This window comes from Plantibacter elymi (nom. nud.), assembly GCF_900177795.1.
In the GTDB taxonomy this organism is placed as follows: Bacteria; Actinomycetota; Actinomycetes; order Actinomycetales; family Microbacteriaceae; genus Plantibacter; species Plantibacter elymi.
On record NZ_FXWJ01000001.1, the window covers coordinates 729,891 to 745,171 of the forward strand.

At 67.3% G+C, this 15,281-nt stretch carries 12 protein-coding genes; 11 read left to right on the forward strand and 1 reads right to left on the reverse strand.

The window, feature by feature from the left end; genetic code table 11:
- Positions 1–74: 74 nt before the first annotated feature.
- From CCK91_RS03565 to CCK91_RS03600, 8 genes are all read left to right on the forward strand, one after another.
- On the forward strand, positions 75–1,034 hold the full coding sequence (locus CCK91_RS03565; RefSeq protein ID WP_085512119.1) for a carbohydrate ABC transporter permease: 960 nt from the start codon (positions 75–77) through the stop codon (positions 1,032–1,034).
- On the forward strand, positions 1,031–1,951 hold the full coding sequence (locus CCK91_RS03570) for a carbohydrate ABC transporter permease (RefSeq protein ID WP_165766977.1): 921 nt from the start codon (positions 1,031–1,033) through the stop codon (positions 1,949–1,951). Before CCK91_RS03565 ends, CCK91_RS03570 begins: the two co-directional genes overlap by 4 nt.
- On the forward strand, positions 1,948–4,434 hold the full coding sequence (locus CCK91_RS03575) for a glycoside hydrolase family 2 protein (RefSeq protein WP_242664282.1): 2,487 nt from the start codon (positions 1,948–1,950) through the stop codon (positions 4,432–4,434). Before CCK91_RS03570 ends, CCK91_RS03575 begins: the two co-directional genes overlap by 4 nt.
- Positions 4,431–5,444 (forward strand): ROK family protein, encoded by a 1,014-nt coding sequence (locus tag CCK91_RS03580; RefSeq protein WP_242664290.1) that lies wholly within the window; start codon positions 4,431–4,433, stop codon positions 5,442–5,444. Before CCK91_RS03575 ends, CCK91_RS03580 begins: the two co-directional genes overlap by 4 nt.
- Positions 5,441–8,176 (forward strand): CIA30 family protein, encoded by a 2,736-nt coding sequence (locus tag CCK91_RS03585; protein ID WP_086472885.1) that lies wholly within the window; start codon positions 5,441–5,443, stop codon positions 8,174–8,176. The genes CCK91_RS03580 and CCK91_RS03585 overlap by 4 nt, the downstream gene beginning before the upstream one ends.
- Entirely contained in the window at positions 8,176–9,381 is a 1,206-nt protein-coding gene (manA, locus tag CCK91_RS03590) for a mannose-6-phosphate isomerase, class I (protein ID WP_086472886.1), read from the forward strand. Before CCK91_RS03585 ends, manA begins: the two co-directional genes overlap by 1 nt.
- 198 nt (positions 9,382–9,579) lie before the next feature.
- The gene (locus CCK91_RS03595) at positions 9,580–10,032 is read left to right on the forward strand and encodes a VOC family protein (RefSeq protein WP_086473156.1); all 453 of its coding nucleotides are present in this window, start codon (positions 9,580–9,582) and stop codon (positions 10,030–10,032) included.
- 8 nt (positions 10,033–10,040) lie between these two features.
- A complete protein-coding gene (locus CCK91_RS03600; RefSeq protein ID WP_086472887.1) occupies positions 10,041–10,586 on the forward strand; it encodes a GNAT family N-acetyltransferase in 546 nt (181 codons plus the stop codon).
- On the opposite strand, the gene CCK91_RS03605 is transcribed toward CCK91_RS03600, so the two are convergent.
- Entirely contained in the window at positions 10,548–11,012 is a 465-nt protein-coding gene (locus tag CCK91_RS03605; protein WP_086472888.1) for an NUDIX domain-containing protein, read from the reverse strand. The two genes, CCK91_RS03600 and CCK91_RS03605, sit on opposite strands and share 39 nt — an antisense overlap.
- A gap of 1,146 nt (positions 11,013–12,158) precedes the next feature.
- Between CCK91_RS03605 and CCK91_RS03610 the strand changes: the two genes are divergently transcribed.
- From CCK91_RS03610 to CCK91_RS19480, 3 genes are read left to right on the forward strand one after another with little or no spacing between them, the layout of a single operon-like run.
- Positions 12,159–14,489, forward strand: coding sequence for a type IV secretory system conjugative DNA transfer family protein (locus CCK91_RS03610; RefSeq protein ID WP_086472889.1), 2,331 nt, complete (start codon positions 12,159–12,161; stop codon positions 14,487–14,489).
- A complete protein-coding gene (locus CCK91_RS03615; protein ID WP_086472890.1) occupies positions 14,486–14,797 on the forward strand; it encodes a hypothetical protein in 312 nt (103 codons plus the stop codon). Before CCK91_RS03610 ends, CCK91_RS03615 begins: the two co-directional genes overlap by 4 nt.
- Positions 14,794–15,270 (forward strand): AbrB/MazE/SpoVT family DNA-binding domain-containing protein, encoded by a 477-nt coding sequence (locus CCK91_RS19480; RefSeq protein ID WP_133059924.1) that lies wholly within the window; start codon positions 14,794–14,796, stop codon positions 15,268–15,270. The genes CCK91_RS03615 and CCK91_RS19480 overlap by 4 nt, the downstream gene beginning before the upstream one ends.
- Positions 15,271–15,281: the final 11 nt, after the last annotated feature.

The following is a 15,281-nucleotide window of genomic DNA, read 5'->3' on the forward strand; positions in this document are numbered from 1 at the left end:
CGATCGACACCCGGGCCCGTCCCCACGGCGGGCCCGGGTGTCCTCCACCCCGCGCAGCGAAGAAGGCAACCAGCATGGTCACAGTCCAGGGAGCGTCACCCGCCACCCGAGCGGTGGTGACGAACCATCCACGCCCGCCGCGCACCCTGCGCCCGGGCAGACCCCCGAAGGCCACCGGGTCGCGTGTCACCCCCTGGCTCTTCCTCGTGGTGCCGCTCGCCTTCCTGATCGTGCTCACCTACGTGCCGGTCGCGAACATGTTCTGGTACAGCCTCACCTCGTGGGACGGACTCGAACCCGAGCAGGAGTTCGTCGGCATCGACAACTTCGTGCAGATCTTCACGAAGCCGGAGATCTTCCAGGTCTTCTTCGTGAGCCTGTACTACCTCGTCGGAGCCGTCGCCCAGCTCGTCCTGGCGTTGTACCTCGCCACGCTGCTGAGCTTCCGCACCCGTTTCAAGAACCTCTTCAAGGGCGTCATCTTCTTCCCCTACCTCATCAACGGGGTCGCGATCGGGCTGGTCTTCCTCTACTTCCTGCGCCCAGGCGGCACCCTCGACGCCCTCCTCGCGGCGGTCGGCGTGCAGGACACCCCGCAGTGGCTTGGCGACCCGTCGTTCGTGAACGCCTCCCTCGCCGCCACGTCCGTCTGGCGGTACATGGGCCTCAACTTCGTCCTGTTCCTCGGCGCGATCCAGTCGGTCCCGTCCGAGCAGTACGAGGCAGCGGACCTCGACGGCGCCAACTCGTGGCACAAGTTCCGCTTCATCATCCTGCCGAGCATCCGGCGCATCCTCGGCCTCTCGTTCATCCTGGCCATCGCCGGGGCACTGTCCGCCTTCGAGATGCCGTACGTCATGACCGGCGGTGCCAACGGCTCCGAGACCTTCGTGATCCAGACGGTGAACACGGCCTTCAAGTTCTCGAAGGTGGGCTTGGCGTCCGCGATGGCCGTCGTCCTGCTGCTGATCGTCCTGATCATCACCTTCGTCCAACGCCGGGTCTTCCCCGACGAGAAGGGAGGCGAATCGTGACCGCCACCGCCGACCGACCGGTCTCCTCTGCCACACCCGAGCCCCGACGCGCACTGCGACGGACGCGGCGCGGGCCGAAGCGCCCACAGGGTGCCGCCGCCCTCACCGCGACGACGATCAAGTACGCCTCGCTCATCATCGCGAGCCTCTTCGCCGTCGTCCCGCTCGCCACGATCTTCATGCTCGCGTTCAAGACCGACCGCGAGCAGCGGATGACCGGTCCCCTCACCCCGCCGTCGAACTGGTTCAACTTCGACAACTTCGTCGTCGCCTTCGACCAGGGCGGAATGGTCACCGGCTTCCTCAACACCGCGATCATCCTGCTCGTGTCCGTCGCCGGGACCATCCTGATCGGCACCATGTCGGCCTATGCACTCGACCGGTTCCGCTTCCGCGGACGGAAGCTCGTCATGGGCCTGTTCCTCCTGGCGACGCTCGTGCCGTCGGTCACGACCCAGGTGGCCACGTTCCAGGTGGTGTCCGCACTCGAGCTGTTCAACACCCGCGGCGCCGCGATCCTGCTCTTCATGGGGACCGACATCGTCGCGATCTACATCTTCCTGCAGTTCATGCAGTCGATCCCCGTCTCCCTCGACGAGGCGGCGATGCTCGACGGCGCGAACCGCTTCACGATCTACTGGCGCATCATCCTCCCGCTGCTGAAGCCCGCCGTCGCGACGGTGGTCATCATCAAGGGCATCGCCATCTACAACGAGTTCTACATCCCCTTCCTGTACATGCCGTCGCAGGACCTGGGGGTGATCTCCACCTCGCTGTTCCGGTTCATGGGACCGTTCGGCGCCCAGTGGCAGATCATCGCGGCCGGGACGATCCTCGTGATCATCCCGACGCTCGTCGCCTTCCTCTTCCTGCAGCGATACATCTACAACGGCCTGACCTCTGGAGCAACCAAGTGAGCATCATCGACACCGCCACCGTCCGTCCCCTGACCACCCGCCTCCTGCACGAGGGGTGGAGTCTGCGTGCGGTCGGTGGGGCCGTCCCCGAGGCCTTCGCCGGGACGAGCGTGCCCGCGACGGTACCCGGCCTCGTGCACACGGACCTCCTCGACGCCGGGCTCATCCCCGACCCCTTCCTCGACCGCAACGAGCACCTCGTGACGTGGATCGGATCGACGGACTGGGAGTACCGCACCACCTTCACGTGGGAGCCGGACGGCCACGAGCGGCACGACCTCGTGTTCGAGGGACTCGACACCGTCGCGACGGTGACCGTGAACGGCGCGGTGGTCGCGACCACGCGGAACCAGCACCGCACCTACCGCATCGACGTCGGTGCCGTCCTGCGCGAGGGTGAGAACGAGCTGGCCGTGCACTTCGCCTCGCCTGTCGCGGCTGCCGACCTGGCCAGCCTCGAGATCGGCTACCGCCCCCACACCTACTCCCACCCGTTCAACGCCATCCGCAAGGCCGCGTGCAACTTCGGCTGGGACTGGGGACTGGACGCCGCTTCGTCAGGGCTCTGGAAGCCCGTGAGCCTGCAGTCGTGGTCGACGGCCCGCCTCGCCTCGGTGCGTCCGGTCGTGACGGTCGACGGCGGCGAGGGCCGGGTGGCCGTGCACGTCGACGTGGAACGCGCCGGCGACGGTGACGCGCCCCTCGCGCTCACAGCGACGGTCGCCGATGCGAGCACTGATGTCGTCCTCGCGGCCGGTGCCGACAGCGCCGTGGTCGAGCTCACCGTCGCGGACGTCGAACTGTGGTGGCCGCGCGGGTACGGCGAGCAGCCACTGTACGACCTCGACGTCGTGCTCAGGCAGGACGAGGCACGCCTCGGCGAGTGGTCGAAGCGGATCGGGTTCCGGACCGTCGCCGTCGAACTCGAACCAGACGCGGAGGGCACCTCGTTCCGCTTCGTCGTGAACGGCGAGGCCGTCTGGGTGCGAGGCGCCAACTGGATCCCCGATGACGCCTTCGTGACCCGCGTGGATCGCGCACGGCTCGCGCGCCGGATGGACCAGGCCGAGTTCGCGAACCTCAACCTGCTCCGCATCTGGGGCGGCGGCTACTACGAGTCGGACGACTTCTACGAGCTCTGCGACGAGCGCGGGATCATGGTCTGGCAGGACTTCCTCTTCGCCTGCGCGGCCTACGCCGAGGAGGAGCCGCTGTGGAGCGAGGTCGAGGCGGAGGCGCGCGACAACATCACGCGTATCATGCCGCACGCGAGCCTCGTGCTGTGGAACGGCAACAACGAGAACATCTGGGGCTTCGAGGAGTGGGGCTGGGAGAAGCGCGTCCAAGGCCGTACCTGGGGCATGGGCTACTACCTCGACCTGCTGCCTCGGCTCGTCGCCGAGCTCGACCCGGCCGGCAACTACACCGCGGGCAGCCCATGGTCGGGAACGCCGGACATCCCGGCCAACGATCCGGACCACGGATCAGTGCACCTCTGGGAGCTGTGGAACCGCGTCGACTACCCCGCCTACCGCGACGTCTCGCCGCGCTTCGTGGCCGAGTTCGGTTGGCAGGGTCCGGCGACGTGGTCGACGATCGAGCGAGCCATCTCGGACTCCCCGCTCACGCCGGAGTCGCCCGGCATGATCCACCACCAGAAGGCGACGGACGGGAACGACAAACTGACCGACGGACTCGTCGCGCACCTGCCGCTGCCGGACGACACCGAGGACTGGCACTGGGCGATGTCGCTCAACCAGGCCAACGCAGTGACCGTCGCGATCGAGCACTTCCGGTCGTGGAGCCCACGCTGCATGGGGTCGATCGTCTGGCAGCTGAACGACTGCTGGCCCGTCACGTCCTGGGCGGCCGTCGACGGCGACGAGCGCGCGAAGCCGCTGCTCTACGCCCTGCGGCACGTCTACGCCGACCGGCTCGTGACCGTCCAGCCGCGTGGGGAGTCCATGGTGGTCGCCGTACTCAACGACGGCCCGGACGCCTGGGCGGACGACCTCGTCATCCGGCGCCTCCGGTTCGACGGGACCGAACTCGCCTCGGTGCGCGTCCCGGTCGACCTGGACCGACGCTCCTCGACGCTCGTCGAGATCCCCGAAGCGGTCGCGGTCGCGGGCTCGGCACCCGATGAAGTGCTCGTCGCCACGCTCGGGGCGGAACGCGGCTTCTGGTCCTTCACTGAGGCACGTGATTCGACGATCCCCGCCCCGCGGTTCAGTGCCGAGGTCGCCCGCGAGGAGGACGGTTACGCCGTGACCATCACGGCCGAGTCGTTCCTCCGCGACCTCACGCTGCTCGTCGACAAGCTGGACCCGGCCGCCGTCGTCGACGACCAGCTCGTGACCCTCCTGCCGGGAGAGCGCGTGACGTTCCACGTGCGGACCGAGGTGGAACTCGGCGAGGACGAGCTCCGGTCGACCCGGGTCGTGCGCACCGCGAACCAGCTGGTCGAGGACTGGGCGCGGTGACCCTGGCGGACCTGACCGCGGAGCGGGATCCGTCGGGGTCGGTCGCGCTCGCGGTCGACCTCGGCGGCACCAAAGTGGAGGCCGCGCTCGTCACGGCCGAGGGCGTCGTGGTCGACGGCAGCGCGCATCGGGCGCCGACGGGGCCCGATGCCGGGCGCCGTGCACTGGAAGACGCCGTCGACCGAGTGGTCCTCGCCTCGATCGCGCACCTGCCAGACGGTTCCGCGCTCGTCGGCGTCGGCATCGGTTCGGCGGGTCCCGTCGACCTCGGCCGCGGCACCGTGAGCCCGAAGAACCTCCCGCGACTGCACGGCTTCGACCTCCGAACACACGTCGCCCGGCTGTTACCGGACGCCCCGGTGGTGGTCCGTCTCGACGGGACCTGCATCGCGCTCGCGGAGCACTGGCTCGGAGCGACCCGCGGCACCGAGAACTCGATGGCGATGATCGTCTCGACCGGTGTCGGCGGCGGGATCATCCTGCACGGGCGGTTGATCGCCGGCCGGAGCGGCAACGCCGGCCACATCGGTCAGGTGCAGATCGCCTCGCGCGTACCTGGAGAGTCCGCCGACGACGCGACGCTCGAGCGCATCGCCTCCGGACCACGGAGCGTCGCCTGGGCGCGGGCCCACGGCTGGGACGGCCGCACCGGCGAGGAGCTCGCCGTCGACGCCTCGGCGGGGGATCCCGTCGCGCGGTCCGCCGTCGTCCGTTCGGCCACCGCGGTCGGACAGGCGATCGCGAGTGCTGCGACCCTGCTCGACCTGGAGGCGGTCGCCGTCGGCGGCGGGTTCACCGCCGTCAGTACCGACTATCTCGACCTCGTCCGTGCCGCGGTGCAGGACGCCATCGTCCTCCACTACGCGGCCGGCGTCGTCGTGACCGGTTCCGCTCTCGACGGCGCCGGTCCGATCCTCGGCGCCGCAGCACTCATCCACCGACCGGAGGCACTCGGCCTCCCACCGCTCGACCCGATGCACCATCCCAGACGAAGGAGCCTGGCACGATGAATCGCACACCCGACCCCCGCCCATCGCACCGCAACACGAGCGGCCGCCTCGCCGCCGGCATGCTCGCGGCGGCCGTCACCGCCGCACTGCTCCCGGCGCTCGCGGCGTCGGCAGCTGCCGCCCCGGCCGACTGGACCTCGCTCAACACCTCGTTCGTCGAGCGTGACGGCTCCCGCCTCGTGCTCGACGGCGAGACCTTCCGCTTCAGCGGTCCGAACATCTACTGGCTCGGTCTGGACGAGAACGTGGGCGGGGTCGACTACCCGACTGCCTTCCGCATCGCCGACACCCTGGATGCGGCGGCCCGGATGGGTTCGACCGTCGTCCGGACGCACATGATGACCTCGACGGGCCAGGACGGCGCGAACCCCCTGGCGATCATGCCGGCCCTCGGGCAGATAAACGACGAGGCGTTCGCGACGATCGACTTCGCCGTCGCGTACGCCGGCAAGCTCGGCATCCGGCTGGTGCTCCCGCTCACCGACGAGTGGGAGTACTACCACGGCGGGCATCGCGACTTCACGACCCCGTACGGGCTGACGTCGGCCGACTTCTACACCGACGAGCGGCCGATCGCCGCCTACCAGGCCTACGTCGACGCGATCCTGCAGCGGACGAACGCGCTCACCGGCGTCCGGTACACCGAGGACCCGACGATCATGGCGTGGGAGCTCGGGAACGAGTTGGAGGGGATGACCGCGCCGTGGATCGACCGGCAGGTCGCGTTCATCAAGGAACGCGCCCCGCAGCAGCTCGTCGCGGCCGGTCGTCGATTCGACATCGACCCGGACACGCTCTCGGCGCCGGGGCTCGACATCGTCGATGTGCACTACTACCCGCCCACCGCCGCACGCGTGTCCGCGGACGCGGCCACGGTCACCGCCGCGGGCAAGGTCTACCTGGCCGGCGAGTACGCCTCCACTGCTGCGAGCCCGGCGTTGCTCGAACCGCTCGTCGCCGACCCGAACGTGACCGGCATGCTGTTCTGGTCGCTGTTCGGCAACAACGACCGTGGTGGGCTCGTCCCGCACGACGACGGGTTCACGATCCATGCACCCGGTGCGACCGATGCCGAGCGCGCCCGGGTCTCCGCGATCACCGCCTATGCCGCTGCGATCGGTGCCGTGCCGGCTGCTCCCGCCGTCGGGACACCGCTCATCACAGCGGTCGACCGCGCGGACGGCATCAACACCGTCCGATGGCGCGGGGCCGGCGGCGCGGTCTCGTACCGGCTCGAACGCTCGCTCGACGGGATCTCGTGGACCGCGGTCGACACCGGCGCGCTCCGGGCCGATGCCGGGTCCGCGACGGACTTCGCCTCGCCGACGGGAGCGGCCTACCGTGTCGTCGCGATCGACGGGGCCGGGGCCGACACGGCGCTGTCGGACCCGGTCATGACCGAGACCGACACACGCGTGCTCGTGGACCCGCTCGAGTCCTGGCTGCTCACCGAGGCGCACGACGGCGCAGCGATCGCGCCAGGCGCGGACGGGACGAGTGTGGTCGCTGCCTCCGATGGAGCCAGCATCACCTGGAAACAGGACCGTCTGTCGGCGGCGTCGTTCATCGTCTCCGGGTCGGTCGTGGTCGAGTCCAGCGCTGACGGTTCGGCCTGGGAGACCGCCGTGTCCGAGGTCGGAGCCGGCGGCATGGTGGTCGCACGCGATCTGGCGGGGCCGTACCTCCGGGTGACGCTCGCCGCCGACGCGACCGTGTCGCGGGCCACCATCTGGTCGGCTGTGGACGCCCCGAGCGGGCCACCGGCGGCGTTCGCATCGACCTCGCCCACACCCGGCACCGTCGACGTGACCGCGACACCGACCTTCACCTGGGAGCCGGCGGCCGGTGCGGCGTACTACCGCTTCACGCTCGCGGCGCAGGCCGACCTCGGGGACCCGGTCGTCGTCGTCGACGGTGTCGGAACCCCCTCCATCACCCCGACGGTCTCCCTCACGCCAGGGCAGCGGTACTGGTGGTCGGTCACCGCGGTCAACGGAGCCGGGACGACCGCCTCGAGCACGGCAGCGGCGGATTTCCTCATGAAGGCGCTGCCGAGCGAACCGCTCGCCGTCGAGGACTTCGAGTCGTACGCCGATGACGCCGCCTTGCAGGCCGCCTACGTGCGGAACACCGGGGGCGGCGCCGTGACACCGACGCTCACGCCGAACCCCGACACCGGCACGAACGCGATGTCGGCCGCGTACGACCTCGCCGGTCCCGGCTATGCCGGCGTCGTCCGCACCTTCCAGACGCCGCAGGACTGGTGGGGCTACAGCGGGCTCCAGCTCTGGGTGCAGGGGACACCGGGCGACGACGTCACCGTCCAGTTCGTGACGCGTGGGACCTACTGGGAGACGGTCGCGCCCATCGAGGGCGAGGGCTGGCAGCTGATCGAGATCCCGTTCTCCGCCTTCGCCCCGCCGGCCTGGGCTGGTGAGGCGGCGTTCGACCCGACCTCCGTCACCCAGATCGGGTTCTACCTCGGTGGTGAAGGAGCCGGCACCCTGCTGGTCGACGACGTCGTCACGACGGTTGCGGCGGTGGAGCCGGAACCGGGCACGGGACAGCCGGGCACGGGACAGCCGGGTGGGTCTGACGGCGCTGACCCGGTGGCGCCGACGGACGACCTCGCCCGCACCGGCCTGGACGCCACGCCCTGGATCGTCGGCGCGTTCGCGCTGCTCGCGATGGGTGGTCTGCTGCTGGTCCGCGGTCGACGGCGTGCTCTCTGATGGCGCTGCACCGCATCACCAGCGACCCCAAGCGGTACGCCTGGGGGTCGACGACGGCCATCCCGGAGCTGCTGGGGGTACCCGCTGACGGTTCGCCCCAGGCGGAGCTCTGGCTCGGGGCACACCCTGGCAGTGTGACCGAGTTCGTCGAGCCGGGTCACGGTCGTCCCGACAGCCTCAACGACTGGATCGCGTCGGACCCCGACGCGGCTCTCGGTGGGCGCTCCAGGATGCCGTTCCTGGTGAAGCTGTTGGCCGCCGCGAGGCCGCTCTCCCTCCAGGTCCACCCCACGCCCGACCGGGCCAGGGCGGGGTTCGCGGACGAGGACCGCCGCGGCGTGTCACTGGACGCACCGCATCGGAACTACAAGGACGCCTGGCACAAGCCGGAGATCATCGTCGCCCTGCAGGACGGCTTCCGCGCCCTCTGCGGATTCCGGGCGGTCGAGGAGTCGCGCGCATTCCTCATGCACCTGTCCGCCTACGTCGAGGGGCCGGACCGGATGGTGCTCGAGGCGTTCGAGGCGGAGCTCCGTGACGCCGGTCTGGAACCGACGGTGCGAGCGGCGCTCGAACGACGGACGCCCGGCGTGGTCGCCGCCCTGGTGACGGCCGCCGGTGTCGGCACCGGCAGCGGAGCGGTCCCGGACGCCGACCGTCGATCGCGCTGGTCGGCCGAGCGCGAGCTCATCCTGCAGCTCGCCGAAGAGTACCCGGGGGACCCCGGCATCGTCGTCGCGGCGCTCCTCAACCTCGTGACGCTGCGGGAGGGTGAGGCGTTGTTCCTGCCCGCGGGGAACATCCACGCCTACCTCTCCGGCTTCGGGGTCGAGGTCATGGCCTCGAGTGACAACGTGCTTCGCGGCGGACTGACGCCGAAACACGTCGACGTTCCTGAGCTTCTCGCGGTTCTCGATTTCGAACCGTCGCCGGTCCCGTTCGTCGAGCCGATCGTGCGAACCGGCGGCGGGGTCATGTACCCGGTGCCGGTCGACGATTTCCAGCTCGTCCGGATCGATCCCGGGACGGCGACCGACCTTGCTCGCGGCCAGGCGGCGGTGATCCTCGTGACCGGTGGTACGGCGCGGGTGGAACAGGGTGCGGACACCGTCGTGCTCGAGCGCGGGACAGCGGTGTTCGTCTCTCCGGGCCCGGAGCCGGTGACGGTGTCCACGGACGGTCGGGTCTTCGTCGCCACCGGCTGACCGGCCGACACTGTCGGTGGCTGCTGTCCACCACATGTAGGCGTGTATTCGTGCGCGGACGTTCGGTCGTGACGACAGGCGTGCGCTGCTCGAGCCGCTTCGCGTCGGATGACCCTTGACGTCGTCGACCATCCTCGTCATCATTCGAACACGATCGACGGCAACGAGCCGCCGGCACCCTCGAGAGAGACGGCCCCGATGTCCACCATGATCTTCGTCAACCTGCCTGTCAGCGACCTGGCCCGGTCACGGGTGTTCTTCGAGGCGCTCGGATACTCGATCAACGAAGGGTTCAGTGACGAGAACGCGATCAGCGTGGTCATCAGCGACACGATCACGGCGATGCTGCTCACGCGGGAGTTCTTCGCGGAGTTCACGAGCAAGTCGATCATCGACGCCACCACCTCCACCGAGGTGCAGCTCGCGCTCAGCGCTGAGAGCAAGGGCGACGTCGACTCGATCGTTGAGAAGGCCATCGCGAGTGGGGCTACACCCGCTGGCGAACAGGATCATGGGTTCATGTACTCGAAGAGTTTCGATGACCTCGACGGCCACCACTGGGACTTCGTCTGGATGGACCCGGAGGCGGCCGCCGGCGGCGCGCCGGAGATGACCGTGGAGGAGATGCGGGCGAACACGACGCACAGCTGAGCGCGTTGATGGACGAGTTGAAGATCCGTCGGGCGGTCCCGGCGGATGCGGCTGCGGTGCTGGCACTCTTCGATGCGGCAATCGCCTGGTTCGTGCGGATCGGCAACACACGGCAGTGGGGTACCGAACCTGCATCTGGGCAGGAACGCTGGATCACGCGGGTCGAGCAGTGGTGTGCCTCATCCGATGCCTGGGTCGCCGAGCATCCCGCGGTCGGCGTCTGCGGAGCGCTCGTGCTGGGCGAGGCGCTCGAGTACGTGCCGGCCGCCACCGAGCCGGAGGTCTACGTCCGCGTGTTGATCGGCTCGCGCGATCCACGGGTGAAGGGCACCGGTCGCCGCTTGCTGGCCTTCGCCGAGGAGCGCGCGCAGACCGCCGGGGTCGGTCGCATGCGGGTCGACTGCTACGCGGGTGGCTCGGGGGATCTCGTCCGCTTCTACGAGGCCGCTGGCTACGAGCGTGACGTGACGTTCATGGTCGGCGACGGGGCTGACGCATGGCCGGGCCGGGTGTTGTCACGGCGAATCGATGTGGCGAACGGCCTGGTGCGATGAGGTGATGAGCGCCGGGTAACGGAGGAGGCGTGTGACACCTGCCGGGTAGAAGGGGTGATCGGTCTCGCTGATCGACACCCACCGAACCGGACTTCCCTCGTCCAGGACGTGGAGGCGGGCGTCGAGCGGTATGGCATCGATCTCGGCGGACTCGACGGCGAAGATGTGGGCGATCTCATGGCCTCGCTCCCCCTCGTACTCGAAGATGTTCTCCGCGACGTCGAGCAGGGTGACGGGGCCCAGCGTGACGCCGAGCTCCTCGACGAACTCGCGGCGCAGAGCGGCTTCCGCGGTTTCGCCGAACTCGATGCCGCCCCCGATCCCGCGATGGAAGGCCTGGTTCTTCACGGTGTCCACGCCGTTCAGAACGAGAACGTGACCGTCTCGGATGGGAAGGCCGACGGAGATGTTTCGAATCGAGGGCATGGCGTCGACTCTACGACGAACCCACACACGGGATTTGGAGCGGATGACGGGAATCGAACCCGCGCTATCAGCTTGGGAAGCTGAAGTTCCCAACTGTCGGCTAACTGGGGCTCACTCAGGCGAACTTCCGCGTGATATCGCGGGAGCGTGAGCCGAGGTGAGCAATGGTGGGCTCGATTTTCGGGTGAGAAAAGTGTGAGCATCGCGGGAGGGGCGTTAATCGCCCCGTGCGCGCGGCCTGCCTCTGTCGATAAGTCGATGGCCCCGCCAAATCCGCGTTGAGTCTCTGGCAGCGTGGTCAGGGATGTCGACAGCGAGTCTCGGAACACTCGCGGCCAAGGCAGGGGGGCGGCCAGGATGAGATGCCGCGGGTTCAGCACGTGAGACGCGCGCTTCGCCGGAGATGGCGGTCCTGCCTGATAGTGGATACCCGCAAGGCAAACGACCGCCCTATTTGAAGTTCGCTATTCGCCGGGAGAAGACACGGGAATGCGCTGACGGCATGCGACGCATCGAGAATACTTGCGAACTAGACGACAATGCGGGTGCCGCTTACTGATTCAAGCGGCACCCGCGGCGTCACCCCAGATGTTGGAGAACTTCCAAGACCGGCGCTACCGCTGACGGATTCACGACGCTGACGGTTATGACGGCAGCTGCGATCGTCCCATAGGTCAGCCACTTCCGTCCAGGTGGAACCTTCTTGAGAGTGACGCTGACGCTGGTCCTTCGCTGACTCTTGCTATACTTGAAATTGAACATTTCTCTCATTCGCCTTTCTTGTGAGTGGGTCGACGGACGCCTCGGTGCCAGCCAAGGCGTCCGTTGTTGTGCTGGTGGTGTCGCTCTCACGACGGCTGTCTCAGCATCTTCGATAGATCAGCGTCGAATCGACAGCCAGCTGTCAGCGCTCAGCCATGGAATGCCGACAGCCTGACCTTGTTTAGTTGCGGCAACCCTGGATCAGGGCCTGCTATAGGTGCACCTCCTCGAGACCTGCGTGTGAATTTTGTGGGTACACCTCAGCACGACGGGATCTGGGTGACAATCCCGGGGACGAAACCCCTCGACGTTGCTGATCTTTACAAACGTGGAAATTTCTAAAGGTTTCTACCGAGTTGGTGCTCCGGTCAATATGCTGACGCTATGACGACCTATTGGGCCCTCCGTCTGAAATCTTTCGGAAGCGACGCACCCAAGTCCTTGCTGGCCCAGCACGACCTGCTGCAGATCCTGGTCGACGCGGCCGACCCATCCCTCTCGGTCACCATCCGGATGACGGCTCGCCGACGTAGTGAGGGTGTCGAGGTGGCGTACCACCTCATATGTGAGGGCAACCGTGCGAGTGCAGGACTGGCGAAGACGCTGCACGATGTCGCGTCGGTAGGTCTACTCACGGGCTACAGCCTGCGAACAGGCACTGAGGCTCCGGAGGCCGTCGAAGGGTTGCGAACTGAGCTGGTCCCGCAGCTCGGTGGGCTAGAGACACTTCCCATCAAGCCAGATTGGTCGCAGGTGTATGACATCGTCCGACGCCGAGGCGAGACGATCTCCCTCGATCTTCGGTGTAGATTCACGTCGTCGGCCGCCGGTCCTCGATCGACCGCCCGACCGGTCATGCTAGGCACAGATGCGGGAACACCTGCCCTTGAGGCACTTGGCGGGGCTGATTCTGGGAGCGGCCGGTTGTCACTCGAGGTGACTATTACCGCGCCCAAGAAGATCGACCGCGCTTATGCCAATGCGATCGCGCGCAAACTGTTTGGTGTCGCTTGCGATCTTGTTGCGCTGGACGCGAGCGCTTCGCCCCGAGGAAGCATCTGGTCGCCGAACGAGGCACTCCGCGTCTGGCATTGGCCTTATGGCGAGATCCAGGGGCGCGGACTCGGCACCTTCGCGCCCAGTTTGCCGTTGATCGCCAAGAAAGGGTCGCGGCGGGGCAGCTCGCTCGGCACTGCCCGCTTCGAGGGTCCCCGTTTTGACCGCGATGACGAGGTGGTGATGGGCGCCGACGACCGCATGAAACACATTTACGTGGTGGGCAAGACCGGCTCCGGCAAGACCAACCTCCTCAAGCGGCTGGCTCGCCAGGATATTCAGCAGGGAAAGGGGTGCCTCGTCATCTCGCCGCACGCTGACCTCATCGACCACCTTATTGACACCGCAGGCGATCGCAGCAACGATATCGTGCTGCTCGACTTCGGCGACGCCATCTACGCGCCGCTGGTCAATCCGCTTACTATCGACGTCAATGAGGCGTCCGACTATGCGCGCGCCGTAACCCAGCTCACGGATCTTGTAGCCGGGATGAACTACCACGAGTTCACCGGCCCTGTCTTCTACGATGCTGTTCGCACGGCTTTCCAGACCGCAGTTCTGGACGACATCCGCGGCCAGCAAGATCCGAGCATCGCCGTCGCCGTGGAGATCGTGCGTGACCGCACGCTCCGCGGCTGGGCCGCGAAGGTCGCCAAAGATGCACGACGGGATCTCGAATTGGAGCTCTCCCTTATCAGCGACCTCAAGTCGTCCGACGTCTCGGAGTACAGCCGCTGGGTGACAGCCAAGTTCAGCGACTTCGCTGTCAACGGACCGTTGCGAGCAATCACGAGCGGCTCAGCGGGATCGCCCTTGTCGTTTCGCGAAATCTACCAAGGGCAGAAGATCCTGTTGGTGCATCTGCCTGACACATACCTCACGGGAGAATCAGCCGAGTTCATCGGCCGGTACATCTTCGAGCGGATCTACCTCGAGGCGCGACGCACATCTTCGGGAGCCCGCAAGGACTTCTACATCCACGCAGACGAATTCCAACGCTTCGTGAACCGCGACCTCGAGGTGCTTGTTACGGAAGCGCGAAAATTCCGCCTCGGCTTGACTTTCGCACATCAGAACCTGCGGCAGCTCCAGGCGTTCTCCCGCTATGAAGGAACGTCATCGAGCCGATTGGCCGAGGCCATCTTTTCCAACGCCGGAACCTTGGTCGCCATGCGTACCTCGGGGTCAGACGTTCAGACCCTGGCGACCGAGCTCGAGGTGCCCGAGCACTACGTGCGACGCATCGCGCAGCACGAGGCGCTCGCGCGCGCGACCCTGGGGGGCGCAGAGGAACGAGCGTTCACTCTCCGTGTTCCGCTGGAGACAACGGCCACAAACTCGGCACGTCGATCGGCGCTGAGGCGCCGCATGATCGCTGAGGGCTATTGGCATCGGCGCAAGACCGTGGAGCGCGAACTGGATGCGCATCTGCAGAAGTTGCGCGAGTTGGCAAATCCGCTTCCCAAGCGCAGCGCTCCTCCTGACAACCGACGCCCGCGCCCATCGACGTCCGTATCAGCCACCGGCTCCGCGCCACCGGAGCCGCCGAACAAGCCTGGCTCTTCCTTCCTCGAGGAGTGGCTCGCCAATCGGGCCACCCAACGATCCGCAGACGGCCAGCGACCCGCCGACCGCACTTCGAAAGGAAAGACACTGTGAACGCCGAAGCCCATCCGGATGCCGAGATTCTGGACAAGTACCTCGCCGCACTGACAGAGCTCGACCACGGGCTCCTCGACCTTCTCGACAAGGTGGCCACCGACACGGGCCTCTCTGAGAACCAGGCCCTCGCCTTGGCGATCATCGGTCTCTGGTCGCGAGCAAAGGACGTCGACGAAGGACGCGTCTACATCTCCGTCCCCGCCGACAGCGTGCGCTTCTACAACACGCCCGACGGTCTCCTTCTCGGTGAGGGGAATGAGGCGTATGCGGAGGTGCTCGCTCAACTACGAGACGGTGCATCGTGAGCGACGAAGTCTTGCGCGATGCACGCGGGCGAGCCGAAGAGGCTAGGAGACAAGCCCTTGAACGCACGCGACGATCCACCTTGTCTGCTCTCGGCACCACATTTAGGCCTGCTGACGTGAGGACACTGGGCAGTGCGCAGCAACTGACCGTCCCTCCGGAGATCCGACGGCGCTGGAGTTCGAGCGGTTCTGACGAATTGATGATGCTCGTCGGAATTCGCCTCGATGGCGACGGCTTCTTGCTCCTTCCCCGTCACCGCGCCGCGGCGTGGCTAAGAGTCCCGGGAAACAAGAACGGAACGTTCCCGGTCTCACTTCAGAGGGGGGGAAACTTCCACCTGCCCCGGCCGGTGCGGGAAGCATGGTCGTCGTCGGACATCGCGCGTATCGACCTGGGATACTGCTACCTGCTCGTGCCGAGGGCATCGATTGCGGTAGTGCTCGGCGAGTTCTGGGGAGCGGGAGAGAGCTGATGACAACAAAC